18 protein-coding genes are annotated in these 22,722 nt (G+C 67.8%); 9 read left to right on the forward strand and 9 right to left on the reverse strand.

Annotation, left to right across the window (positions count from 1 at the left end):
* Positions 1 to 21 precede the first annotated feature (21 nt).
* Complete coding sequence (locus C3E99_RS18630; RefSeq protein WP_067111178.1) at positions 22 to 714, forward strand: alpha/beta fold hydrolase; 693 nt, start codon at positions 22 to 24, stop codon at positions 712 to 714.
* Between the two features lie 102 nt (positions 715 to 816).
* Here C3E99_RS18630 and C3E99_RS18635 read toward each other — a convergent pair whose 3' ends face one another.
* Positions 817 to 1,869: a cobalamin-independent methionine synthase II family protein gene (locus C3E99_RS18635; protein WP_076073474.1), complete on the reverse strand. Its 1,053-nt coding sequence runs from the start codon at positions 1,867 to 1,869 to the stop codon at positions 817 to 819.
* Between the two features lie 84 nt (positions 1,870 to 1,953).
* On the opposite strand from C3E99_RS18635, the gene C3E99_RS18640 reads away from it, so the two are divergent.
* Entirely contained in the window at positions 1,954 to 3,519 is a 1,566-nt protein-coding gene (locus tag C3E99_RS18640; RefSeq protein WP_076073475.1) for a long-chain-fatty-acid--CoA ligase, read from the forward strand.
* A gap of 564 nt (positions 3,520 to 4,083) precedes the next feature.
* Here the strand turns inward: C3E99_RS18640 and C3E99_RS18645 are convergent.
* From C3E99_RS18645 to C3E99_RS18665, 5 genes are all read right to left on the reverse strand, one after another.
* Positions 4,084 to 4,722 (reverse strand): VOC family protein, encoded by a 639-nt coding sequence (locus tag C3E99_RS18645; RefSeq protein WP_082737042.1) that lies wholly within the window; start codon positions 4,720 to 4,722, stop codon positions 4,084 to 4,086.
* A gap of 30 nt (positions 4,723 to 4,752) precedes the next feature.
* Complete coding sequence (locus C3E99_RS18650) at positions 4,753 to 5,370, reverse strand: glutathione S-transferase family protein (RefSeq protein ID WP_076077433.1); 618 nt, start codon at positions 5,368 to 5,370, stop codon at positions 4,753 to 4,755.
* 97 nt (positions 5,371 to 5,467) lie between these two features.
* The gene (locus C3E99_RS18655; RefSeq protein ID WP_067106899.1) at positions 5,468 to 6,115 is read right to left on the reverse strand and encodes a carboxymuconolactone decarboxylase family protein; all 648 of its coding nucleotides are present in this window, start codon (positions 6,113 to 6,115) and stop codon (positions 5,468 to 5,470) included.
* A gap of 10 nt (positions 6,116 to 6,125) precedes the next feature.
* Complete coding sequence (locus C3E99_RS18660) at positions 6,126 to 6,524, reverse strand: nuclear transport factor 2 family protein (protein ID WP_083674939.1); 399 nt, start codon at positions 6,522 to 6,524, stop codon at positions 6,126 to 6,128.
* Positions 6,525 to 6,553: 29 nt separating this feature from the next.
* On the reverse strand, positions 6,554 to 7,873 hold the full coding sequence (locus C3E99_RS18665; protein ID WP_076073476.1) for a spinster family MFS transporter: 1,320 nt from the start codon (positions 7,871 to 7,873) through the stop codon (positions 6,554 to 6,556).
* 107 nt (positions 7,874 to 7,980) lie between these two features.
* Between C3E99_RS18665 and C3E99_RS18670 the strand changes: the two genes are divergently transcribed.
* Positions 7,981 to 8,751: an SDR family NAD(P)-dependent oxidoreductase gene (locus C3E99_RS18670; protein WP_076073477.1), complete on the forward strand. Its 771-nt coding sequence runs from the start codon at positions 7,981 to 7,983 to the stop codon at positions 8,749 to 8,751.
* A gap of 152 nt (positions 8,752 to 8,903) precedes the next feature.
* Here the strand turns inward: C3E99_RS18670 and C3E99_RS18675 are convergent, their stop codons facing one another.
* Entirely contained in the window at positions 8,904 to 11,099 is a 2,196-nt protein-coding gene (locus tag C3E99_RS18675; protein WP_076073478.1) for a TonB-dependent receptor, read from the reverse strand.
* Between the two features lie 119 nt (positions 11,100 to 11,218).
* Between C3E99_RS18675 and C3E99_RS18680 the strand changes: the two genes are divergently transcribed.
* Positions 11,219 to 11,722, forward strand: a complete 504-nt coding sequence (locus C3E99_RS18680) for a DUF3237 domain-containing protein (RefSeq protein ID WP_067106800.1) — start codon at positions 11,219 to 11,221, stop codon at positions 11,720 to 11,722.
* 186 nt (positions 11,723 to 11,908) lie between these two features.
* Here the strand turns inward: C3E99_RS18680 and C3E99_RS18685 are convergent, their stop codons facing one another.
* Positions 11,909 to 13,075, reverse strand: a complete 1,167-nt coding sequence (locus tag C3E99_RS18685) for a CaiB/BaiF CoA transferase family protein (protein WP_076073479.1) — start codon at positions 13,073 to 13,075, stop codon at positions 11,909 to 11,911.
* Positions 13,076 to 13,213: 138 nt separating this feature from the next.
* Here C3E99_RS18685 and C3E99_RS18690 point away from each other — a divergent pair, with 138 nt between their 5' ends.
* Positions 13,214 to 14,128, forward strand: coding sequence for a hydroxymethylglutaryl-CoA lyase (locus tag C3E99_RS18690; protein ID WP_076077438.1), 915 nt, complete (start codon positions 13,214 to 13,216; stop codon positions 14,126 to 14,128).
* Positions 14,129 to 14,140: 12 nt separating this feature from the next.
* Here C3E99_RS18690 and C3E99_RS18695 read toward each other — a convergent pair whose 3' ends face one another.
* Positions 14,141 to 15,286 (reverse strand): CapA family protein, encoded by a 1,146-nt coding sequence (locus C3E99_RS18695; protein WP_158682365.1) that lies wholly within the window; start codon positions 15,284 to 15,286, stop codon positions 14,141 to 14,143.
* Between the two features lie 155 nt (positions 15,287 to 15,441).
* Between C3E99_RS18695 and C3E99_RS18700 the strand changes: the two genes are divergently transcribed.
* From C3E99_RS18700 to C3E99_RS18715, 4 genes are all read left to right on the forward strand, one after another.
* Positions 15,442 to 18,333, forward strand: coding sequence for a TonB-dependent receptor (locus tag C3E99_RS18700; RefSeq protein ID WP_076073481.1), 2,892 nt, complete (start codon positions 15,442 to 15,444; stop codon positions 18,331 to 18,333).
* A gap of 62 nt (positions 18,334 to 18,395) precedes the next feature.
* Positions 18,396 to 19,934 (forward strand): AbgT family transporter, encoded by a 1,539-nt coding sequence (locus tag C3E99_RS18705; protein ID WP_067106813.1) that lies wholly within the window; start codon positions 18,396 to 18,398, stop codon positions 19,932 to 19,934.
* A complete protein-coding gene (locus C3E99_RS18710) occupies positions 19,931 to 21,763 on the forward strand; it encodes a CocE/NonD family hydrolase (protein ID WP_199775035.1) in 1,833 nt (610 codons plus the stop codon). The genes C3E99_RS18705 and C3E99_RS18710 overlap by 4 nt, the downstream gene beginning before the upstream one ends.
* Before the next feature lie 2 nt (positions 21,764 to 21,765).
* Positions 21,766 to 22,713, forward strand: a complete 948-nt coding sequence (locus tag C3E99_RS18715; RefSeq protein WP_199775036.1) for a LysR family transcriptional regulator — start codon at positions 21,766 to 21,768, stop codon at positions 22,711 to 22,713.
* Positions 22,714 to 22,722: the final 9 nt, after the last annotated feature.

A 22,722-nucleotide genomic window follows, 5' to 3' on the forward strand; every position in this document is an offset into this window, starting at 1 on the left:
GATGCTTCAGGAATTCAGACCATGACTCTCCCCATCGTCCTCATCACCGGCCAGCTTCTGACCGACGCCGTCTGGCAGCCGCTGCTGGGCGCGTGGGCCGACCGCGAGGTCATCCTCGCCGACAATCGCAGCGACGACCGGATCGAGGATTTCGCGCAGCGGCTGCTCGACAACGCCCCGCCGCGCTTCGCGCTGATCGCGCACGCGATGGGCGGCTTCGTCGCCTTCGAGGTGATGCGCCGCGCGCCCGAACGCGTCGCCCGGCTCGCGCTGCTGTCGACGCTCGCCTCGGCCGACGGCCCGGCGCAGACGGCGCGGCGGCAGGGCTATATCGACCTGGTGGAAAGCGGGCGCTTCGACCAGGTGGTCGAGGAACGCATCCCGATCCTCTTCCCCGAGGAGAAGCGCGGCGACGAGCGGCTGCTCGGTATCGCGCGGCGGATGGCGGCCGACACCGGCGCCGACACCTTCCTCGCGCAGCAGCGCGCGATCATGGCGCGCATCGACAGCCGCCCGCGGCTCGGCGAGATCGCGGTGCCGACGCTGCTGGTCTGGGGCGAGAAGGACGGCATCACCAGCCGCGCGCATCATCAGGAGATCGCCGATGCGATTCCCGGCGCGCGGCTGGCGGTGGTGCCCGGCGCGGGGCATCTGACCACGATCGAGGCGCCCGAGGTGGTGGTGCCGCTGCTGACGGAATTCGTCGACGGGTGATTTGCGGCGCAATAACGCCTTGTCATCCCCGCGAAAGCGGGGATCCAGGGTGCGCGTCGGCTGATCCAACCCTGGATTCCCGCTTTCGCGGGAACGGCAAAGCTATTTCAGTTCCGCGCGCGCCAGCGCCGTGCCGTCGACCATCGCCTTGAGCTTGGCCAGCGAATGCTCGCGGCTGTGATATTTCATCCCGCAGTCGGGGGCGATCCACAGCCGGTCGGCGTCGACGTAGCGCAGCGCCTCGCGGATGCGGCCGGCGACGACCTCCGGGGTCTCGACCTCGGGAATCGAGAGGTCGAGGACGCCATACATGATCGTCTTGGACGGCAGCTCGGCGAGGATCGCGGGGTCGAGCCCCGGCTGCGCCGCCTCGATCGAGATGACGTCGATGTCGGAGGCTTCGAGCTCGGCGAGGAAATCATAGGCCTTCGGCTTGGGTCCGGTCGCCCCCGCGCCGTGGTGGACCATCGCATAGCCGAAGCAGATGTGGAGCGCGGTCATGCCCTCGACCCCGTCGAGCGCGCGGTTGATCGCCTCGATCGCATAGCCCTGCGCTTCGCCCGCGCGCGCTTGGAGATAGGGTTCGTCGAGCTGGACGACATCGACCCCGGCGGCGAACAGGTCGCGCACCTCGGCATTGACCGCGTCGGCATAGTCCATCGCCAGCGACCGCGCGTCGGGATAATAGCCGTTCTCGGCCTGCTGGGTCATGGTGAAGGGGCCGGGGAGGGTCAGCTTCACCGGCTTCGTCGAATGGCGGCGCAGGAAGGCGGCGTCCTGTGCCTCGATCGGCGCGACGCGGCGGATCGGGCCGGAGACGAGCGGCACCGGATTCGCGTTGCCGGTGCGGTCGATCGCGGTGCCGTGCCGTTCGCGGTCGATCCCCGACAGCGCGGTCGCGAGCCGGTTCGAATAGCTTTCGCGCCGCATCTCGCCGTCGCCGACGATGTCGATGCCGACTTCCTCCTGGTCGCGGATCGCCATCAGCGTCGCGGCTTCCTGCGCGTCGGCGAGCCACGGATCGGGGATGCGCCACAGCGTTTCGGCGCGCACACGCGGCGGCAGGCTGGCCTTGAGCCGCTCGCGGTCGATCAACCAGTCCGGCTGGGGGTAGCTTCCGACGATGGTTGTCGGCAGGATGGGGTGATCGACCAAGGCAAATCCTCTCTTTTTGGACTAGTCAAATATTTACTTAGTATTCTATCTAACTCAAGATCAAAGTGACGGTGGGAGAGCGAAATGATTGACCTGGATGCCATCCGCACGCTGGCCGACATACCGGCGGCGCAGGCGCGCAAGCGCGGCGACGCGGTCGCGGTGAAGTTCGGCGACCGCGAGACCCGCTTCGCCGAACTCGACGCGCAGTCGAACCGCGTGGCGCACGCGCTGATCGCCGCAGGGGTCGTGCCGGGCGACCGCGTGTCGGTGCTGACCAAGAATCACGACGCCTGGTATCCGCTCTTCTTCGGCACCGCGCGGGCGCGCGCCTGCCTTGCGCCGATCAACTGCCGGCTCGCGGCGGGCGAGATCGAATTCATCCTGGGTGATGCCGGGCCGAAGCTGCTGTTCGTCGGCGAGGATTTCTTCGACACCGCGCTGGCGGCGGTCGCCGGACTGCCGAACCCGCCGCGCCTCGTCGCGCTCTATGGCGCGCATCCGGCGTTCGAATCGCTCGACGCCTGGATCGGCGACGCGCCCGCGACGCCACCCGCCGACGAGCCGCAGCTCGGCGACGACGTGCTCCAGCTCTATACCAGCGGCACGACCGGGCGGCCGAAGGGCGTGGTGCTGGCGAACCGGACCTATCGCCGCTTCCTCGAGATGGCGACCGAGATCGACGGCTTCGCCTATGACGAGGACGAGACGGTGATGATCGTCATGCCGCTGTTCCATGTCGCGGGGACGAACGTCAGCTTCTCCGGCCTCGCGCAGGGCGGGCGGCTGGTGCTGGTCAAGGATTTCGCCGCGGGCGATGCGATCGCGATGCTGAGCGAGGAACGCGTCGCGCACGCCTTCCTCGCGCCCGCGATGATCCAGATGATGCTGCAGCAGCCGGGGGCGGAGACGGGCGACTATGCGCGGCTGCGCTCGATCGCCTATGGCGCCTCGCCGATCGCCGAGGATGTGCTGCGCCGCGCGCGCGCCGTCTTCGGCTGCGACTTCGTGCAATTCTACGGCATGACCGAATCGGCGGGGGGCGGCTCCTATCTGTCGCCCGCGGCGCACGACCTGCCGGGCAAGCTGACCTCCTGCGGCCAGCCGTGGCCGGGGGCCGAGATGGCGATCCTCGACGGCGAGGGCCGGCCGCTCGGCGACGGCGAGATCGGCGAGATCGCGATCCGCGGCGACATCGTGATGAAGGAATATTGGAACCGGCCCGAAGCGACCGCCGAGACGGTCGTCGACGGCTGGCTGCACACCGGCGACGTCGGCTATCGCGACGCCGACGGCTATTATTTCGTCCACGACCGGATCAAGGACATGATCGTCTCGGGCGGCGAGAATGTCTATCCGGCCGAGGTGGAAAGCGCGATCATGGGCTGCCCCGGCGTCGCCGACGTCGCGGTGATCGGGGTTCCCGACGCCAGGTGGGGCGAGGCGGTGAAGGCGCTGATCGTCCCGGCGCCCGGCGCCGAGGTGGCGGCCGACGACGTCATCGCCTGGGCGCGCGAGCGCATCGCCGCCTACAAGGCGCCAAAAAGCGTCGACATCATCGACGCGCTGCCGCGCAACCCGTCGGGCAAGGTGCTGCGCCGCGAACTGCGCGCGCCCTATTGGGAAGGCCGCGACCGCGCGGTGGGATAAAGGCTTTCCGACCCTGACGGCGTCATGGCGGGGACCGATTTCCGTCGTCCCGGCGAAAGCCGGGGCCGCCATCGCGCCGGCGTCAGCCTTCAGGCTTCGCGGGGGCGACGATTTGGCGTTCGATGGCCACCCAAAAAAGTGTTTATATCGTTTTGCCAATACCGAGGAACTATTCTCCTCACTTCGTCACCCAGAACTTGTTTGGCGTTTATACCCCTGAGACAGGGACGCTGGTGATCCCCGGCGAAAGCCGGGGTCCATGCGAGGCAGCGCTGTGCCATCTGGACCCCGGCTTTCGCCGGGGAACGCTCACGTGTCGGAAGGGGATGATTGCGAACTTGTTTCAGAGCCTGCCCCGGACCCGATCCGGGGGGCCATTGGCCTGCCCCCGAAGCGAGCGCGGCGTACAAGGAGATATCCGGCCATGGATGCTGAAAACGAGTTCAGCATGACGAAGGCTGGGGAGGGCGGGACGCCTGCCTCATATTTGCAAACGATATAATCGCCAAAAAAAAAGGGCCCGGCGCGCGGCCGGGCCACAGGGGATTCCCAAATCGACGGGGCCTATTCGGCGGGCGTCATCTCGCCGGCCAGCGCCGCGTCGTTCGCCGCCAGCGCCTTGTTGCGCAGGACGAATCCCTCGCGCCGGGTGCCGTCGGCCTGGCGCGGGTCGTGCGCGACGTCGGCGTCGGTGAACTCGCCGTTCGCCATCGTCCACGCCGCGAATTCGAGGCAGACGCCGTCGGGGTCGAAGAAATAGATCGAGCGGACATAGACGCTGTCGTCGAAGCTGTCGGCGACCTGCGTTTCCGAATTGTCGTGGTTGAGGATCGGCGTGACGTCGATGCCCTTGTCGATCAGCCGCTGGTGATATTCCTCGAACTTCTCGGCGGGCACGTTGAAGGCGATGTGGTTCATCGACCCGTGCGCCGACATGAAGTTGCCGCGGGTCGGCAGCGCCTCGGGCGCCGCGATGCCGGGCGCCGCCTCGGGCGCTTCGGGGAACCAGAAGAAGGCGAGGCTGTCGCCGTTGCCGAGGTCGAAGAAGAAATGCTGTCCGCGCCCGCCCGGCAGGTCGAGCGTCTTGACGAGCGGCATGCCGAGGACGTCGCGATAGAATTCGACCGTCTTCGCCATGTCCTTGCATACCAGCGCCAGGTGGTTGACGCCGCGAAATTCGAATTCCTTATTGGTTGCAGCCATGATCCGTCTCCTTCGTGCAATCGGCTGTAGTCAGTTCGGGTTGGCGCCGGGGCGGGCCTTCATCCCCGCGAACCAGCGCGCGATGTTGGCGCAGGCGGGGTCGAGCGGCTGACCCACCGTGGCACCGAAATCGAGAAAGGCGAAAAGCAGCAGGTCGGCGAGGCTCAGCCGGTCGCCGGCGATGAAGTCGCGCCCGGCGATCAGTGGATCGAGCCAGCGCAGCCCGTCCTGGGCGATCGCCTTCAGCCCCGGCGCCGCCTCCGGCACGCAGCGCATCCGCGATTCGAACAGCGGCAGCCCTTCGGCGAAGCGGAAGCCGTTGGCGAGCGGCTCGCAGATCTTGAGGTCGACGCGGCGCACCCACATGCGCGTGCGTGCGCGTTCCTCGGCCGTGGTGCCGATCAGCGGCGGCGCGGGAAACAGCTCCTCCAGATATTCGCAGATCGCGGTGATCTCGGTCAGCACCGAGCCGTCGTCGAGCGCGAGCGCGGGGGTCTGCCCGGCGGGGTTCACCGCGCTGTTATAGGGCGCGCGCCGGTTCTCGCCGCCGCGCAGGTCGACCTCGACCGTGGGGATGTCGATCCCCTTTTCCGCCATGAACAGGGTCACGACGCGGGGGTTGGGGCCGACCGAATTATAGAATTGCATCGCCATCCTCTCGGCACGATTCCTAGCATGTTCGGAGCCAACCGTCAATTAACTTGACGGTTGGCTCCGCGTCTCTTCGTACGACCCTTTCGCCCGGTCATTCGGGCTTGCGCGCCGGGGCGCTCAGGAAGTCGGCGGCGTTGAAGCCCTCGGGCGCCGCGATCTCGACGATCGGCTCCTCGCGCGCGTCATATTCCATGCGCAGCGCGCGGGTGATCACCGCGTGCATGTCGTAAAGGCAGGTGATGTAGGTGAATTCGAAGATCTGCTCGTCGTCCCAGAAGCTCTTGAGCTTGTCGAACACCGCGAGCGGGACGCGGCCGCCCGCCTGGCTGAGGCAGTCGGCATAGGCGAGCACGGCGCGTTCCTGCTCGTCGAAGCAGTCGGCGACCGCCCAATGCGGGATGGCGGCGATCTTCTCGTCGGACACGCCGAGCCCGCGCAGCGACTTGCAATGCTGCGAAAAGACGAACTGGCTGCCCTTCACCCAGCCCGCGCGCGTCTGGCCGAGCTCGCGCAGCACCGGGTCGATCTTGCGCGCCGGATGGCGATAGACCGCGAAGCCGTCGACCGCATGCTTGAAGATGTCGGGCGCGAGCGCATAGACGGTCCACCAGTCGCCGGGCGTGCCGGTCGCGGTGCCCGGCTCGGCGACCGGGTCGCGATCGCCGAACAGGCGGTTGTAATAGGCGATGACGGTCTCGTCGGTCACTTCGGACCGGGGGACCTGGCGCAGCACGGGCATGGCGTCCTCCTCAGGCGTCGGCATATTTGCGGAATGCGGCAACATGCGCCGAATCGAAATATTCGTCGAGCCGCGCGATCTTGCCGTCCTCGACGCGGCAGACGATCGCGCAGGGCAGCCGCACCGCGACGTCGTCGTGCACCCGCCGGCCCTTCAGCACATGCTGCTGGACGAAGCCGCCGGGAAAGACGTGGAGTTGGCGTTCGGCATAGGCGCGGTCCTTGATCCGCGCGACCATGCCGGTCAGCGTCGCGGCGGTCTGCTCGGGGGTGACGATCGCCTCGTCGCTGTTGTGCCAGATCTCGGCACCGGGGGCGAAGCTGGCCTTCATCGTCTCTATGTCGCCGGCCTCGATCGCGTCGAAGAAGCGCTGGGCCATCGCCCGGATATCGTCCTGTTCTGCCATCATCGTCTCCCGATCGTTTCCTGAAAATAGGGTCACTCGGCGAAATCGCCCTCGAGGTGGCGGGCCATCGCATATTGCGCGACCCCGGCCGCGGCGGCGAAGGGCAGGATGCTCAGCAGCGCCCAGCGCAGGCTCTCGTCGCCATGCACCGCCTTCAGCGCGTCGCTGACCATGCCCACGAACAGCGGGCCGAGCCCCAGCCCGACGATGTTGAACATCAGCAGCAGCAGGGCCACCGATGTCGCGCGCGAACCCGGCGGGGTCAGGTTCTGGACCAGCGCCAGCGCGGGCGCCACATAGACGGTGCAGGCCGCCATCGGCAGCAGCATCAGCGCCAGCGACAGCCGCCAGTCGTCGACCAGCAGCGCCGCCGCCAGCGTCGGGACGAGGATCAGCGTCGCGAGCGCCGGGATCGTGCCATAGGCCCGCGTCGAGCGGCGCGCGAAGCGGCTGACCAGCCAGCCGCCGCCGAGGATGCCGATGCCGAAGGTGAGTCCCGCGGCGCTCGCATACCAGGTCGCCATCGCCTCGAGCGGCATCTTCTGCGTCCGCATCAGGAAGGCGGGAATCCAGTTGAGCATGCCATAGCTGACGAAGGCGGCGAGCCCGCTGCCGACCAGCACCATCCGCAGCGAGGGGCGGCGGACGAAGGCGGCGAAGCATTGGGCGAAGGTCGGGCTGGCGTCGGTGGCCGTCCCGGCGTCCGCCGGCACGCGCGCCGGCGCGTCCATCTGCCCGCGCGGCGGCTCGCGCACCAGCCAGACGAGCAGCGGGGCGACGACGAGCCCGACGAGCCCGACCGCGAAAAAGGCCTGGCGCCAGCCGATGTGCGCGGCTGCCCACGCGCCGAAGGCCGTGCCGAGAAAGACCCCGAACGGCCCGTTGAGGGTGAAGAGACCCGACACGAACGGCCGCTGCGCCGGCGGATAATAGTCGGCGAGCACCGACAGCGACGGCGCGGTCCCGCCCGCCTCTCCGGTGCCGACGCCGAAGCGCATCACCGCCAGTTGCCAGAAATTCGACACCATGCCGCACGCGGCGGTGAAGACGCTCCATATCACGCAGGCGATGCCGACCAGCTTCACGCGGTTCCAGCGGTCGGCGATCATCGCCACCGGCACGCCCATCGCGGCATAGAAGAGCGCGAAGGCAAGGCCGGTGAGCAGCCCGAACTGGGTGTCGCTGAACTGCATCTCGGCGCGGATCGGCTCGACGAGCACAGAGAGGAGCTGGCGGTCGAGGAAGTTGATCGTCCCGACGAGGAACAGCATCGCGAGCGCGACGGTTCGGCGAAGGCCGAGGCCGCGATCGGGCGGCGCGGCGCCTGCTTCCAGCGCGGTGGCTTGCGTCATGGCTCTCCCCGAAACGTGATTCTTGCTTCGCCGGAATGCTTAGGTATTTAAGTTTATCTGTCAACGCGCTTTACGGTCGACCGGGCGCGGCAGCGGGAGAGATATACATGGACATCAAGGGAAAACGCGCGATCGTCACCGGGGCGGCGTCGGGCATCGGCCGCGCGACCGCGCTGATGCTCGCCGGGCGCGGCGCGGCGGAGATCGCGCTCGTCGATATCGACGGCGCGGGGCTGGAGGACAGCGCGCGGCAGGTCGCGGCGTTGGGCGCGCACGCGATTCCGCATCGACTCGACCTCGCCGACCTCGCGGCGGTCGCGGCGTGGTTCGGTGCGCAGGGCGATGCCGACATCCTGCACAACAATGCCGGGGTCGTGTCGGGGCCCGACGCCTTTCCCGAAATGCCCGTCGACCGGATCGGCTGGATCGTCGACGTCAACCTGACCTCGCTGGTCGTCGCGACGCAGATCGCGGCGCGGGCGATGCGGGCGCGCGGCGGCGGGGTGATCGTCAACACCGTGTCGACCGTCGCGCTCGGCCCCGGCTTTCGCGATGCGATGTATGCGACGACCAAGGCGGGGGCGATGATGTTCACGCGCTGCTGCGCGGCGCTGAAGGCCGACTGGAACGTCCGCGTCATGGGAGTGCTCCCCGGTCTCACCGACACGCCGATCCTCCACACGACCGGCGGCGACCGCGCCGCCGACTGGATGGCCCCGATCCTCGCCAACAACGACCGCTGCCAGCCCGAAGACATCGCCGCGGCGGTGATCGACCTGATCGAGGACGACGATCTAGCGGGCGGTGACTGGGTCGCGGTGCGGCGCGAGCAGGGCGTCGTCACGCGGCAGTGGGGGCACGACACGCCGGCGGCATAGAGTGTCTTCACCGCCCGCCGACTCCGAAAATACGGCAAGACGACAATCCGGAGCGCCGGTTTTGATCCAATCAAAACCGAACACTCTATAGAAAACGGCCCCCTCCGCAGATGCGGAGGGGGCCGCCTTCACCCCAGGGACTGCCCCCTGTTTTAGAATTTCACCCCGGCCTCGATCGCGATGTTGCGCGGCGGTTCGACGAACAGGATCGAACGTTCCGAGGTGGTGATGGGGACCGGCAGGCGGAAGGCGCTGCCGGTGGTCAGCTTGTCGGTCAGGTTCTTGCCGACCAGCGCGATGTGCCAGCTGTCGTCCTGCGGCGCGAATTGCAGGCGCAGGTCGAGCTTCGCATAGCCGCCCTGATAGCCATAGAGCGGGCTCTGGTCGTCGGAGTCGAAGAAGCCCGAGCGGCCGCCGAGCACCGCCGTGCCGTCGAGCTTGTAGTCGCTGACGTCGACGCGGCCGTGGACCGCGACGTTGCCGGTGAACTTCGAAGTATAGGGCAGGCGGCGCCCGCTGAGATCGCAGATCGGGCCCGTCATGCCGGCCAGGCAGGGGGCGTCCGGATAGCGATCATATTTGATGTCCTGATAGGCGGCCGACGCCGTGATGTCGAAATAGCGGCTCGGCGCGATGCGCAGCGAGGCCTCGACGCCCTTCGCCGTCGCCGATGCCGCGTTCTTGGTGATGTAGGACGAGGAATCGGGGTCGTAGCCTGAGGTCTGGAGGTTGGTGAACTTGGTGTCGTAGACCGACAGGTTCAGCGTCGCGCGGCCGTCCCACAGCGTCGACTTGATGCCCGCCTCCCAGTTGCGCGAGCGTTCGGGCTTGTAGACGAAGGTCGCGTCGGTGGTGCCGAAGGTGTTCGACACGAAGCCGCCCGACTTCGACCCGCGGCCATAGACCGCATAGACCATCAGGTCGCGCGAAAGGTCGTACTGGACCGTGATCGACGGATCGGTGAGGCCTTCGCTGATCGAACCGCTGGCTGTGGTCAGCGGCCGGAACATCTGGCCGTCGAGCAGCTTGCCGCTGAACGTCCCGTCCTTGTGCGTGTTGGTGTAGCGCAGGCTGCCGATGATTCGCACGCCTTCGACCGGACGCACGGTCGCCTGACCGAATACCGACAGGGTGCGCGATTTCTGGTGGAAATAGAGCTGGTTCAGCGAGACCAGATTATAGGCGCGCAGGTCGTAGTAGAGAAAGGGATCCACATTGTAGCGCGCGGTGTCGTAATAGGCGCCCACGACATATTCGATCGTGCCGCCGGTCGGCGACAGCAGGCGGAGTTCCTGCGAGAACTGGTGGAAATTCTCGGGATATTTGTTGGCGACCGAATTTTCGACGACCGGACCAGCGGGCGTCTGCTGGTCGAAATAGTTGGTGACGTCGCCGTTGAACCACGAATAGCCGGTGATCGAGGTCAGCGTGTGGTCGCCGACCTTGAGATTGGCGATGACCGAACCGAGCACCGAGCGATTGCTGTAGCCTTCCCGGCCGAGCGGATATTCCTCGGTATAGCGCTCGAGCTTCGGGCGCTGCCTGGTATTGACGGGGCTCGACACGCCGAGCCCGCCGATGCGGTCGTAGTTCGATATTTCGAGCTTCGCCGACATGTCGAAGCTGTCGCTGGGTTCCCACAGCGCGCTGACGCGGAACAGCTGCAACTTGTTGCGCGGGTCGTCGCGGCCCGTGGCGAGATTCTTGATATAGCCTTCCTGATTCTGGAGCCGCGTCGCGACGCGCAGGCTCAGCGTGTCGCTGACCGGGCCGGAGACATAGCCGGTCAGGTCATAGCCTTCGAGGTCGAAATTATAGGTGCCGGTGACGCCGCCCTCGAACGAAGAGGTCGGACCGGCGCTGACGACGCTGACCGCGCCCGCCGGCGTGTTCTTGCCATAGAGCGCACCCTGCGGGCCGCGCATCACCTCGACGCGCGCGACGTCGAAGAAGGGATTGAGCGCCTGGCGCATCTTGCCCGCATAGACGCCGTCCATATAGACGCTGACCGCCTGGTCGAACGAGAAATTCTGCGGCGGCGAGCCGAAGCCGCGGATATAGATGGTGTCGTTGCCGTTGGTCTGCTGCACGAAGACGTTGGGGACGTAATTCTGTACCGCCTTGAAATCGACGGCGGCAAAGTCGGCGATGCGTTCGCCGCTGACCACTTCCATCGAGATCGGCACATCCTGCAGATTCTGCGCGCGCTTCTGTGCGGTGACGATGATCTCGCTACCGGTCGCGGCGGTGTCGGCGGCATCCGCGGCCTGCGCCATCGCCGGTGCCGCGCCCGCGGTCATCGCGGCCAGGGCCACGCCGGATAGCAGAATCGGATGAAGAAACTTCATATGCACCCTCCCTTTTCGTTGTTCCGGCATCCCGATAGCCTTCGGGGTCCGTCAATCTGATTGACCCTTAGTATACTAATGGTTTTATACTGTCCATAGCTTTGGCAGGAGGATTCAGCATGACGCAGCAGGATAAGGCGCCGGTTCCGGCGGGACTCGAAAGCCGCCACCTGTGCACGGTGGAGTTCGATGTCGGCGGCGGCATCATCGCGATCGGGGCGTCGCCCTTTGGCGAGCAGCGCGTCGGCTATGTCACCGGCGGGCGCATCCTGGGGCCGCGAATCACCGGCGAAGTGCTGCCGGGCGGCGGCAACTGGCCGCGCTCGGGCCGGATCGGCGATGCGGCGGTGGGCACCTTCGACGCGCGCGCGGTGTGGAAGACGGACGAGGGCGACCTCATCTACCTGACCTATACGGGACGCAGCCTGATCCCCGACGACGTCCGGGCGCTGTTCGCTGACCCCGCGAAGCCGCCGGTCGATCCGTCGCGCTATTATCTGCGCATCGCCGCGGTGTTCGAGACCGCGAGCGAGACCTACGGCTGGCTCAACGGCACCCTCGCGGTCGGGGTAGGCGAGGTCACCGGCTTCGGCGTGCGACACGTCTTCTACGAGATCGGGTGACGGTTCCGCCGTTCCGGCGCGTGAGGATTTTGAATGGACCCGCTTGCGTCATTGCGAGCGGAGCGAAGCAATCCAGGGCGGCATAAGTCCACTCTGGATTGCCGCGCGGCTCCGCCGCTCGCAATGACGGGTCGTTTGGGGGCGCCTTATCCCTCGCTCAATTCGCGATGACGATGCGCCAGCGTCCTACCCCTCGCGCCCCAGCCAGCGTTCGAGCACTGCGTCGGTGTCCTGTCCGACCGCGACCGGGGCGGGGCGGCGGATGCTGCCCGGCGTCGCCGACAGCTTCGGAAAGACGCCCTGCATGGTGACGGCCCCGAACTCGGCGTCGGGCACCGTGACCAGCGCCTCGCGCGCGGCGAAATGCGGGTCGGCCATCATCTCCTCGGCGTCATAGATGCGCCCGGCGGGGACGCTCGACTCGATCATCTTCGCTTCGAGTTCGGCGACGGTCAGCGTCGCGGTCCATTCGGTGATCAGCGCGTCGAGTTCCTCCTGATGCGCGCCGCGCGCGAGATGGGTCGCGTAGCGCGGGTCGGCCGCAAGTTCGGGCCGCCCCATCGCCGTGGCGAGGCGCGCGAAGATGGCGTCGCCGTTGGCGCCGATCAGATATTCGCCGTCGCGGCACGGATAGACGTTCGACGGCGCGATCCCCGGCAGGGTCGAACCGGTGCGCCGGCGCCGGGTGCCGCTGACCGAATAGTCGGACACGGTCGATTCCATCACCTGCAGCACGGCTTCGTAGAGCGCCGAATCGACGATCTGGCCCTCGCCCGTCCGCTCGCGGTGGTGGAGCGCGGCGAGCGCGCCCATGCAGCCGTAGGTCGCGGCGAGGGTGTCGCCGATCGAGACGCCCATGCGCGCGGGCGGCCGGTCGGGATAGCCGACGATGGCGCGCCACCCGCCCATCGCCTCGCCGATGCCGCCGAAGCCGGCGCGCGCCGCATAGGGGCCGGTCTGACCGTAACCCGACACGCGCACGACGATCAGCCGCGGGTTTGCGGCGCGCAGGTCGGCGGGGTCGAGATTCCATTTCTCGAGCGTGCCGGGCTTGAAATTCTCGATCAATATGTCGGCGCGGGCGGTCAGGTCGCGCGCCAGCTGCTGCCCCTCGTCCGACCGCAGGTCGCAGGCGACCGAATATTTGTTGCGCGCGATCACCCGCCACCAGCTCGGCTTGTCGCCCTGGCCCCAGTGGCGCATCGGGTCGCCGGTCCCGGGGGGTTCGAGCTTGACGATCTCGGCCCCCATGTCGCCGAGCAGCTGGCCGCAGAAGGGACCCGCGATCAGCTGTCCCATCTCGACGACGCGAATGCCGTCGAGCGGCCCCTTGCTCTTCCCCGTTGCAGTCATGATCTTCCTTTCGGCATCGATGTCGCTTCATGATAGGACGCCGGACGCGATCCGTCGTCCCCCCTTGGCCTCGATATACTTAGAGTGCTATGTATTTTTCAACCGCCAATGGGATGGCGAATGCGGAAAGGGCAGACGATGACGGGGTTTCGCAAGGTCGAGATGGTCGAGGTCGGGCCGCGCGACGGGCTGCAGAACGAGGCGGCGGTGGTCGCGACCGCCGACAAGGCCGAACTCGTCCGCCGCGCACTGGCCTATGGGGTGCGGCGCATCGAGGTGACGAGCTTCGTCAACCCGAAGAAGGTGCCGCAGCTCGCCGACGCCGAGGAACTGGTGGCGCTGCTCCCCGACCGCGACGACGTCACCTACATCGGGTTGGTGCTCAACCGGCGCGGCGCCGAGCGCGCGCTGGCGACCGGGCGGATCGACGAGCTGGGCGCGGTGTGCGTGACGAGCGATACGTTCGGAATCCGCAACCAGGGACAGAGTTCGGCCGAATCGCTGGCGGCGGCGGCCGAGATCGTCGGGCTGGCGAAAGCGGCGGGGCGCGGCGGCCAGATCACCATCGCGACCGCCTTCGGCTGCCCGTTCGAGGGCGAGATCGCCGCGGCGCGCGTCGTCGAGATGGCGAAGCGCGCCGCCGACGCGGCGCCGCGCGAGGTCGCGCTCGCCGACACGATCGGCGTCGGCGTCCCGGCGCAGGTCGCCGAACTGGTGGGCCGGGTGCGCGAGGCGATCGCGCCGCTGCCGGTGCGCGTGCATTTCCACAATACGCGGGGATCGGGGCTCGCCAATGTCTGGGCGGCGGTCGGCGAGGGCGCGGCGAGCGTCGACGCGGCGCTCGGCGGCCTCGGCGGCTGCCCCTTCGCGCCGGGCGCGGCGGGCAATGTCGCGACCGAGGATGTCGCCTATATGCTCGAACGCAGCGGCGTCGCGACCGGGCTCGCGCTGCCGGGAGCGGTCGAGGCGGCGGGCTGGTTCACCGGCGTGATGGGCCGGCCGCTGCCCGCGATGGTCAGCAAGGCGCCTGTCTTTCCGCCCCCCGCCGCCTGAGCGCGGCGCGCGCTAGGACGGATCGACCTTGACGGTCCAGCCGCCGCGGCGCGACCGCTGGGGCGGCGCGAAGCGTGCCGATGCGCCGAGCCGGTCGCTGAGCGCCTCCAGCCGCTCGGCGATCGACCGCGCCGACGCGGCGGATGCCAGCCGCGGGCTGCCCCGCACGCGCCGCCCCGCGTGGACGAGCCCGTGGGCGTCGAGCTGGACCGGGACCAGCCGCGTCGCCGCGACCCGGCCGCCGACAAGGTCGAGTTCGGCGATCGCCGATTGCCACGCCTCGGGACCATAGGCGCCGTCGGGCTTTTCGGACTGGAATATGAAGGACGACAGTCCGTGGAACAGCGGCACGCCGCGATGAAATTCCATGCCTTGCAGTTCGGGAACGCCGTGCGCGACGAAGGTCGCGGCGCCCGCGTCGACGGCGCGCCGCGCCAGATCGCGCTGCCACGCCGGCGTGTCCGACTTGCGCGGCTCCCAATAATGATTGTGAAGATAGGCGATCACCGTCGCGCCGCCGCTCGCGGCGAAGCGGATGGCGCCGAGATAGCGTTCGACGTCGGCCGCGAACAGCGCCCCGCCTAGTTCGCGCCGCAACTCGTTGACGCCCGGCCGCGTCGCGGTCGCCGCGGCGCCGTCGCGGATCGCGCCCGCCGCCGCCGCGACCAGCGCGACCCGCCCCGCGACGCCCGGCGCGCTGGCCTGCGCCAGGTCGCGGCCCGTCCCGGCAAAGGCCAGCCCGCGCGCCCGCAACGCCTCGATCGTCGACACGATGCCGCCGGTGTCGAGGTCCCAGGCATGGTTGTTCGATGTCGCGACGATATTGACGCCGATCGCCTGCAGGCAGTCGATCACCTCCGGTTCGGCGACATGGAGCACCTCGCTGTCCGCCGGGCGCGTCGACCGGCCGGCCAGCGGTCCGCCGATCACCGTTTCGAGGTCGGTGAAGACCAAATCGCGTCCCGCCAGTATCCGCCGGAATTCGCCCAGGCCCCGCCAGCCGATCCGACGCAGATCGGTCTTGATCAGCGATTGGCCGAGCAGACTGATGCGCAGCGGGCGACGCCCGGCTCCCGCCACGACCGGCAGGAATATCAGGGGAAAACCTGCCTTCAGCAGCCGCCGCCGCGTTGGCGTATCGAAACCGGTCGACCCCATGACTCGTCCCCCTTTGATATCAGCCATACAAAGATTGTTTGGATCGGGGCAATCTCATGCACTTTCGTTATGACTGCATCCGCGAGTGTCATAATATTTTTCGCCGCCGCGCTTCCTCCTAAGCCGATGCACGAATCACAAACCTGGGGGACATCATGATCATCGCATCCGCTCGCTTCGCTCGGCGCCGTCATCTGGCCAAACTGGCCGCCGCCGCTGGAATCAGCCTCGGCGCCCTGGCCTGGCCGACGCTCGCGCAGGCGCAGGCATCGGGCGATGAAGCCGCCACGGCATCGGGCGGCGGCGACATCATCGTCACCGGGTCGCGCATCGGGCGCAAGGATGCCGATTCGGTCGGGCCGATCCTGACGCTGACGTCGGAGGACATCATCAAGTCGGGCACCTCGTCGATCGGCGACCTGCTCCAGAAGCTGCCGTCGGCGGGGGTCAGCCTCAATTCGAACGGCACGCAGGGCACCTCCTACGGCGCAAGCTCGATCAACCTGCGCTATCTGGGCGGCGCGGAGGGCAGCGGCAATCGCGTCCTCGTGCTCGTCGACGGCCATCGCTGGGTCGACGGCGTCGGCCAGCGCGGCTTCCGCGACTTCGTCGATCTCAACACCATGCCGCAGGGGATGATCGACGGCATCGAGATATTGAAGGACGGCGCCTCGGCGATCTACGGCGCCGACGCGATCGCGGGCGTCGTCAACATCAAGACGGTGCAGCCGTTCGACGGGTTGCGCGGGTCGGTCCGCGCCGGAATCACCAGCCATGGCGACGGCGCCGAACTGGGGGGCAAGCTGACGGTCGGCAAGACATGGGACCGCGCCTCGATCATCCTGTCGGGCAGCTATTCCCGGACGCGCGCGATCCGCACCGACGCGCGCAAGCTGACGACGCGGACGCTGGTGCCGCAGACCGCGGTCGGCAACAATCCCAACGGCCTGTTCATCCTGCCCGGTCTCGCGAACAACGGCTATTTCGGCACCGCGGCGGGATTCGCCAGCTCCGCCAATCCGATCGTGCTCAATCCGGGCGCGGCGATCGGCGCGGGCAATCTGGCCGACAATGCCTTTCACGTCGGCGCGCTGCCGGGCGACGCCTACAACACGCAGGCGCAGGGCATCTATTCGGCGGGGCCGTCGGAACGCTACGGCGTCTATGGCCGCTTCGACTATGAACTGGCCGACGACGTCACGATCCGGATCGACGGTGTCTACAACCGGCGCAAGTCGAACCAGCTTTTCTCGCCCGTCCTGCTCGACGTCGGCGGCACCGCGGGAACGGTGCGCGGCTTCGCGATCCCGAACAATCAGGCGTATAATCCCTTCGGCACCGCCAACGGCGTGCCGGCCGCCAATGCGCTCGCCTTCGGCGCCAACAGCGCGTGGCGCATCCGCAAGGTGATGACCGACGTCGGCAACCGTAACAATGTGCAGGATGTCGAGACGATTCGTCTGTCGGTCGGCGTCGACGGCAGCGTCGCGATCGGCGGCGGCGAATGGCGCTGGGACGTCTTCGGTTCCTATGCGAAGAACAGCATCCACACGATGGCGGAAAACGGCATCAACTACGATAATCTGTTCCTCGGCCTCGGCTCGCCAGCGACCTGCGCCGCGACGGCGGGCTGCGTGCCGATCAACCTCTTCGCCCCGATGACCGAGGCGCAGGCGGCCTATATCCGCTATACGACGCGCGAGTATAACCGCACCGAACTCTACAACGCCGCCTTCAACGTCACCGGCAACCTGTTCGACCTGCCCGCGGGGCCCGTCGCGCTCGCGGTCGGCTACGAATATCGCCAGAACCGCGGCTTCGACGCCCCCGACGCCTACGTCAACGCCGCGTCGCGTTTCCTGGCGTCGCAATATGCGACGACAACCTCGCAGACGCGCACCGCGACGGTCGGCAGCTATGACCTGCACGAGGCCTATGCCGAGCTCAACGTGCCGATCTTCCGCGACCAGCCCTTCGCCGAAAGCCTCGAACTGAGCCTGGCCGGCCGCTATTCGGACTATTCGACCGTCGGCAACAAGGTGACGCTGAAGGCCGGCGTCGGCTATCGTCCGATCGAGGACATATTGTTCCGCGGCACCTATTCGCAGGGCTTCCGCGCGCCGTCGATCCTCGAACTCTATCAGGGCGCGCGCCAGACGAGCTTCCAGGGCAACGATCCCTGCAACGGCGGCGCGGCGGCCAATCCGGGGCTGCCCGGCTGCGCGGGCGTGCCGGCGGGCTACAACCAGATCAACTATAATCTCAACGGCCTGATTCCCGGCGTGATCAGCGGCAACACCAGCCTGAAGCCCGAAACCGCCGATACGTTCAGCGCCGGGGTCGCCATCTCACCGCGCGGCGTGCGCGGGCTGTCGCTGACGGTCGATTACTACAAGATCAAGATCAAGGACGCGATCGCGTCGCAGACGCCGACCCAGATCATGCAGCTTTGCGCGGTGCGCGGCGGCGTCTTCTGCGACCTCGTCAGCCGCGACGCGGGAACCGGCGCGATCCTCGAACTGCTGCAGGGCGCGCAGAACCTCAACTCGATCACCACCGACGGGGTCGACGCGACGCTGCGCTACGATTTCAGCACGGGCATCGGGCGCATCTCGGCGGTGGTCGACGCCTCCTGGCTCCATTCGTTCAAGACGACCGCGCCCAATCCGGCGGGCGGCGCCCCGATCGTCGACGAACGCGCGGGGCGTGGCGATTCGCCGCGCGCGACCTATCCGCACTGGAAGGGACAGGCCTCGCTCGGCTGGACCGGCGACACTGCCGACGCGACGCTGCGCGCGCGCTACATCGGCCCGACCACCGACGTCGTGAACGCGGTCAAGGATGCGCGGACGCGGTCGATCGTCTACACCGACCTCGAAATCGGCTTCGCCATCGCCGACGACGCGGCGCGGTTCAGCCTGGGGGTCAACAACCTGTTCGACAAGGCGCCGCCGGCTTCCTACGCCAATGCACCGATCAACTACGACATCTATACCTATGACGCGCGTGGCCGCTTCCTCTACGCCAGCTTCTCGGTGAAGATGTGATCGGACGGCCGCGCCGGAACCCCGGCGCGGCCACCGGAACGGGATTGCGGGGCGGGTCGGCGATGCCAGCGAACAGCAAGACGCAGAAATGGCTCGACCGGGTCGAGCGCTGGGGCAATGCCCTTCCCGACCCGGTCTTCATCTTCCTCGGCCTGATCGCGCTGCTCGTCGCGGTGTCGGTCGCGGCGGCACAGCTGGGCTGGAGTGCGGTCCACCCGGTCACGGGCGCGACCCTGACCGCCAGCAGCCTGCTGTCGGCCGAAAATGTCCGCAAGCTGCTGACCCTGATGCCCGAGACGATGGCGGATTTCCCGCCGCTGGGGCTGATCCTGGTCGTCATGCTCGGCGCGGCGGTCGCCGAGCGGTCGGGGCTGTTCACCGCGCTGATGACGCGCGCGATGCGGGGCGTGTCGAACCGCTTCCTCAGCCCCGCCATCTTCCTGATCGGCCTGCTGTCGCATCAGGCGGCCGACGCCGCCTATGTCGTGCTGATCCCGCTCGCGGCGATCATCTTCGCGGCGGCGGGGCGGCATCCGTTCGCGGGCATCGCGATCGCCTATGCCGGCATTTCGGGCGCCTTCGCCGCCAATCTGCTGCCGGGACAATTCGACGTGCTGATGCTGGGGATCACCAAATCGGCGGCGGCGCTGCTGGGCCCGGCCCCGATGCTCAATCCGCTCGGCAACTGGTATTTCACCGCGGCGCTCGGCCTGATCCTGATCCCGATCACCTGGCTGGTGAACGACCGCATCGTCGAACCGCGGCTCGGCGTCTGGACCGATCCGCCGCCCGAAGGCGACATGGAGGATGCGGCCGACCCAGCGAGCCAGCGAAAGGGCCTGCGCCGCGCCGGGATCGCGGCGCTCGTCATCGCCCTTGCCTTCGCGGCGCTGGCGCTGTGGCCTGGCTATAGCCCACTGATCGATGCGGGTGCGACGGGGCCGGCGCGCCTCGAACCCTTCTATTCCTCGCTCGTCGCGGGCTTCATGCTGCTCTTTCTCGTCTGCGGCTGGATTTATGGCGCCGCGGTCGGCACGGTCCGCTCGCACCGCGACGTCGTGAAGATGATGACCGGCGGGCTGGCGACGATGACCCCGTTCCTCGTCATCGCCTTCTTCGCCGCCCATTTCATCGCGATGTTCGCCTGGTCGAACCTCGGCCCGGTGATGGCGATCAACGGCGCCGACTGGCTGCGCGCGCAGCAGCTCGCGACGCCTGTGATGCTGATCCTGCTGCTGCTGATGTCGTCGGTGTTCGACCTCGTCATCGGGTCGGCGTCGGCGAAGTGGAGCGCGATGGCACCGATCGTCGTGCCGATGCTGATGCTGCTCGGCGTCTCGCCCGAGATGACGACCGCGGCCTATCGGATGGGCGATTCGATCTTCAACATCGTCACCCCCGTCGCGTCGAACTTCGTGCTGGTGCTGGTCCTCGCCCAGCGCTGGCGCGCCGATTTCGGCGTCGGGTCGCTGATCGCGCTGATGCTGCCCTTCTCGATCGCCATCGGGCTGACAGGACTGTGTCTCGTCGGCCTGTGGACCGGCCTCGAACTGCCGGTCGGGCCGGGCGCTCCGGCCACTTATGCGATGCCGCTTCCGTGACCGGCGTCCTCATCCCGAACGTCATGGTGCCGATGCGCGACGGCGTCCGTCTCGCCACCGACGTCTATCTTCCCGATGGCGCGATCGACGCCCCGCTGCCGGTGCTGCTCGAACGCACCCCCTATGACAAGCGCGGCACCAACCATGCCGACTTCTCCGTCGCCGACGAAGTGCCGCTTTCGAAGCCGGAGATCGCGCGGATCTTCGCGGCGAACGGCTATGCCTTCGTGCTTCAGGACTGCCGCGGCCGCTATGCCTCCGAAGGCATGTTCCGCAAATATCTGTCGGAGGCGGAGGACGGCGCCGACACGCTCGCCTGGATCATGCGCCAACCGTGGTGCAACGGCCGGATCGGCACGCTCGGCCTGTCCTACAGCGCGCATGTCCAGGCGGCGCTTGCGACGCTCGACCCGCCCGGTCTCGCCGCGATGTTCCTCGATTCGGGCGGCTTTTCGAGCGCCTATCACAGCGGCATCCGTCAGGGCGGCGCCTATGAGCTCAAGCAGCTCACCTGGGCGCTGAAACACGCGCAGCTCGCGCCCGAGACGATGGCCGATCCCGCGCGCCGCGCGGCGCTCGAGGCCGTCGACATCCGCCGGTGGATCGGGGTCGAGAAATGGCGGCCCGGCCATTCGCCGATCAGCGCCGCCCCCGAATATGAGGATTTCATTCTCGAACAATGGAATGAGGAGGGGTTCTCCGACTTCTGGAAACAGCGCGGCATCTATGCCCGCGGCTGGTACGACGCCTTCGCCGACGTGCCGATGGTGCACATGTCGAGCTGGTACGATCCCTACGCGCTGACCGCGGTCGAGAATTTCGTCGGGCTGTCGCAGCGCAAGCGCGGCCTGGTGAAGCTGATCATGGGGCCGTGGACCCACGGCAAGCGCTCGCTCACCTGGTCCGGCGATGCCGATTTCGGCCCGCAATCGACGCTCGATCATCTGTTCGGCGACTATGTCGCGCTGCGCCGGCGCTGGTTCGACCGCCACCTGAAACGGGAGGGCGCCGATCCGCTGCCCGAACCCGTCTATCTGTTCACCATGGGCGGCGGGTCGGGGCGGCGGCTGCCGAGCGGGCGGCTCGACCACGGCGGGCGCTGGCGCACCGCGCCGGCATGGCCGCCGCCCGACATGGCGATGACGCCCTTCCACCTGCATCCCGACGGCGGCCTCCGCGCACAGCCTCCGGCCGAGCCGGGCCGCCGCAGCTTCGTCCACAATCCGCGTCATCCAGTGCCGACGATCGGCGGCGCCATCGCGTCGGGCGCGCCGGTGATGGAGGCGGGCGGCTACGATCAGCGCGAGGGTCCGGCCTTCTTCGGCGCCCGCGAACCATGGCGGCCGCTCGCCGAGCGGTCCGATCTGCTCGTCTTCGAAACCCCGGCGCTCGATACCGACGTCGAACTGACGGGACAGGCGGTCGCCGATCTGTTCGTGAGCTCGACCGCCGCCGACACCGACATTACGATCAAAATCGTTGATGTTTATCCGTCGAGCGCCGACTATCCGGACGGCTATGCGCTCAATATCGCGCACGGCATCTTGCGGATGCGGTTCCGGGATTCGTTCGAGGCGCCCGAACCGATGGAGCCCGGAAAGGTCTATCGCGTGCGGATCGCCTCTTTCCCGATGAGTAACCTGTTCGCGAAGGGGCATCGCATCCGCGTCGAGATCGCGGGCAGCAATTTCCCGCATTTCGACATCAACCCCAATGTCGACTGGCGCGTGCCCGGCCTGTCGCCGGTCGCGGCCGAAAACAGCGTGCATCTGGGGCCGCGCGCGGGATCGCGCCTCCTGCTGCCCGTCGTCCCTGCAAGGGCGGGCTGAGGGTGCGCAAGCCGCTGGCACCCGCGGGGGTCGAGCCCGACAAGGATGTCAGCTTCCGCGCGCTGCGCGTCTTTGCCGAGATCATGCGAACCGGTTCGGCGACCGCCGCCGGCAAGCGGCTTTCGCTGTCGCAGCCCGCGGTCAGCCGCCTGATCGCGCAGCTTGAGGCGCAGGTGGGCTTCGACCTCTTCTATCGCGACCGCGGCAAGCTGGTTCCCACCGCCGACGGCGTCAAGCTGCTGCAGGAGGTCGAACTGACGCTCGCCAGCCTCGACCGCTTCAACAGCCTGGTGCGCGACATCGCGGGCTATTCGGCCGGAACCGTTCGCATCGTCGCGCCGCCGAGCTTTGCCGAAGGGGTGCTGCCCGACATCGTCTCCCGCTTTCGCGAGCGCTTTCCGGGGGTCGAATTCAACATCGATTCGCGCAGTGTCGAAACCGCGCGGACGATGATCGCGATGCGCTACGTCGACTGCGGCTTCGTGAAGCTGCCGATCGACGAGAGCGATCTGGCGGTCGAGCGGATCGTGGCGAACGGTTCGGTGTGCGTGATGCGCCGCGATCATCCGCTGGCGGGGCTCGCCGCCGTCACGCCCGCCGACATCGGCCAGCATCCGCTGATCCTGCTCGGCGCCGGCCGCTATTGGCGCACGCAGGTCGATGCCGCCTTCGCGGCTTTCGGGCTGCGCCCGGTGGTCGCCATCGAAACGCACACCCACGGATCGGCGTGCGCGCTCGCGGCGCGCGGCAACGGCATGGCGATCCTGAATGCACTGCTCGTGAAGCCCTATCTGGACCCGGCGCTGGTCACGCGCCCCTTCGATCCGCCGATCACGCACGAATATGCCTTCGCCGTGTCGAACGTATCGCGCCCGTCGCGCCTGACCGAGGAATTCCGGAAAGAGGTCCGCCGCTATTTCGACGGCCGCGCGTCGCAGCCCGCTGGCTGAACGCGGATC

Origin of the sequence: Sphingopyxis sp. MG (assembly GCF_002953155.1) — a bacterium.
Lineage (GTDB): Bacteria > Pseudomonadota > Alphaproteobacteria > Sphingomonadales > Sphingomonadaceae > Sphingopyxis > Sphingopyxis granuli.

Bases quoted from the DNA above. Each gene is read 5' to 3' on its own strand.
- C3E99_RS18630 (WP_067111178.1), top strand. From the start codon at position 22: ATGACTCTCCCCATCGTCCTCATCACCGGCCAGCTTCTGACCGACGCC.
- C3E99_RS18640 (WP_076073475.1), top strand. From the start codon at position 1,954: ATGATTGACCTGGATGCCATCCGCACGCTGGCCGACATACCGGCGGCG.
- C3E99_RS18645 (WP_082737042.1), bottom strand. From the start codon at position 4,722: ATGGCTGCAACCAATAAGGAATTCGAATTTCGCGGCGTCAACCACCTG.
- C3E99_RS18650 (WP_076077433.1), bottom strand. From the start codon at position 5,370: ATGCAATTCTATAATTCGGTCGGCCCCAACCCCCGCGTCGTGACCCTG.
- C3E99_RS18655 (WP_067106899.1), bottom strand. From the start codon at position 6,115: ATGCCCGTGCTGCGCCAGGTCCCCCGGTCCGAAGTGACCGACGAGACC.
- C3E99_RS18660 (WP_083674939.1), bottom strand. From the start codon at position 6,524: ATGATGGCAGAACAGGACGATATCCGGGCGATGGCCCAGCGCTTCTTC.
- C3E99_RS18665 (WP_076073476.1), bottom strand. From the start codon at position 7,873: ATGACGCAAGCCACCGCGCTGGAAGCAGGCGCCGCGCCGCCCGATCGC.
- C3E99_RS18670 (WP_076073477.1), top strand. From the start codon at position 7,981: ATGGACATCAAGGGAAAACGCGCGATCGTCACCGGGGCGGCGTCGGGC.
- C3E99_RS18675 (WP_076073478.1), bottom strand. From the start codon at position 11,099: ATGAAGTTTCTTCATCCGATTCTGCTATCCGGCGTGGCCCTGGCCGCG.
- C3E99_RS18680 (WP_067106800.1), top strand. From the start codon at position 11,219: ATGACGCAGCAGGATAAGGCGCCGGTTCCGGCGGGACTCGAAAGCCGC.
- C3E99_RS18685 (WP_076073479.1), bottom strand. From the start codon at position 13,075: ATGACTGCAACGGGGAAGAGCAAGGGGCCGCTCGACGGCATTCGCGTC.
- C3E99_RS18690 (WP_076077438.1), top strand. From the start codon at position 13,214: ATGACGGGGTTTCGCAAGGTCGAGATGGTCGAGGTCGGGCCGCGCGAC.
- C3E99_RS18695 (WP_158682365.1), bottom strand. From the start codon at position 15,286: ATGGGGTCGACCGGTTTCGATACGCCAACGCGGCGGCGGCTGCTGAAG.
- C3E99_RS18700 (WP_076073481.1), top strand. From the start codon at position 15,442: ATGATCATCGCATCCGCTCGCTTCGCTCGGCGCCGTCATCTGGCCAAA.
- C3E99_RS18705 (WP_067106813.1), top strand. From the start codon at position 18,396: ATGCCAGCGAACAGCAAGACGCAGAAATGGCTCGACCGGGTCGAGCGC.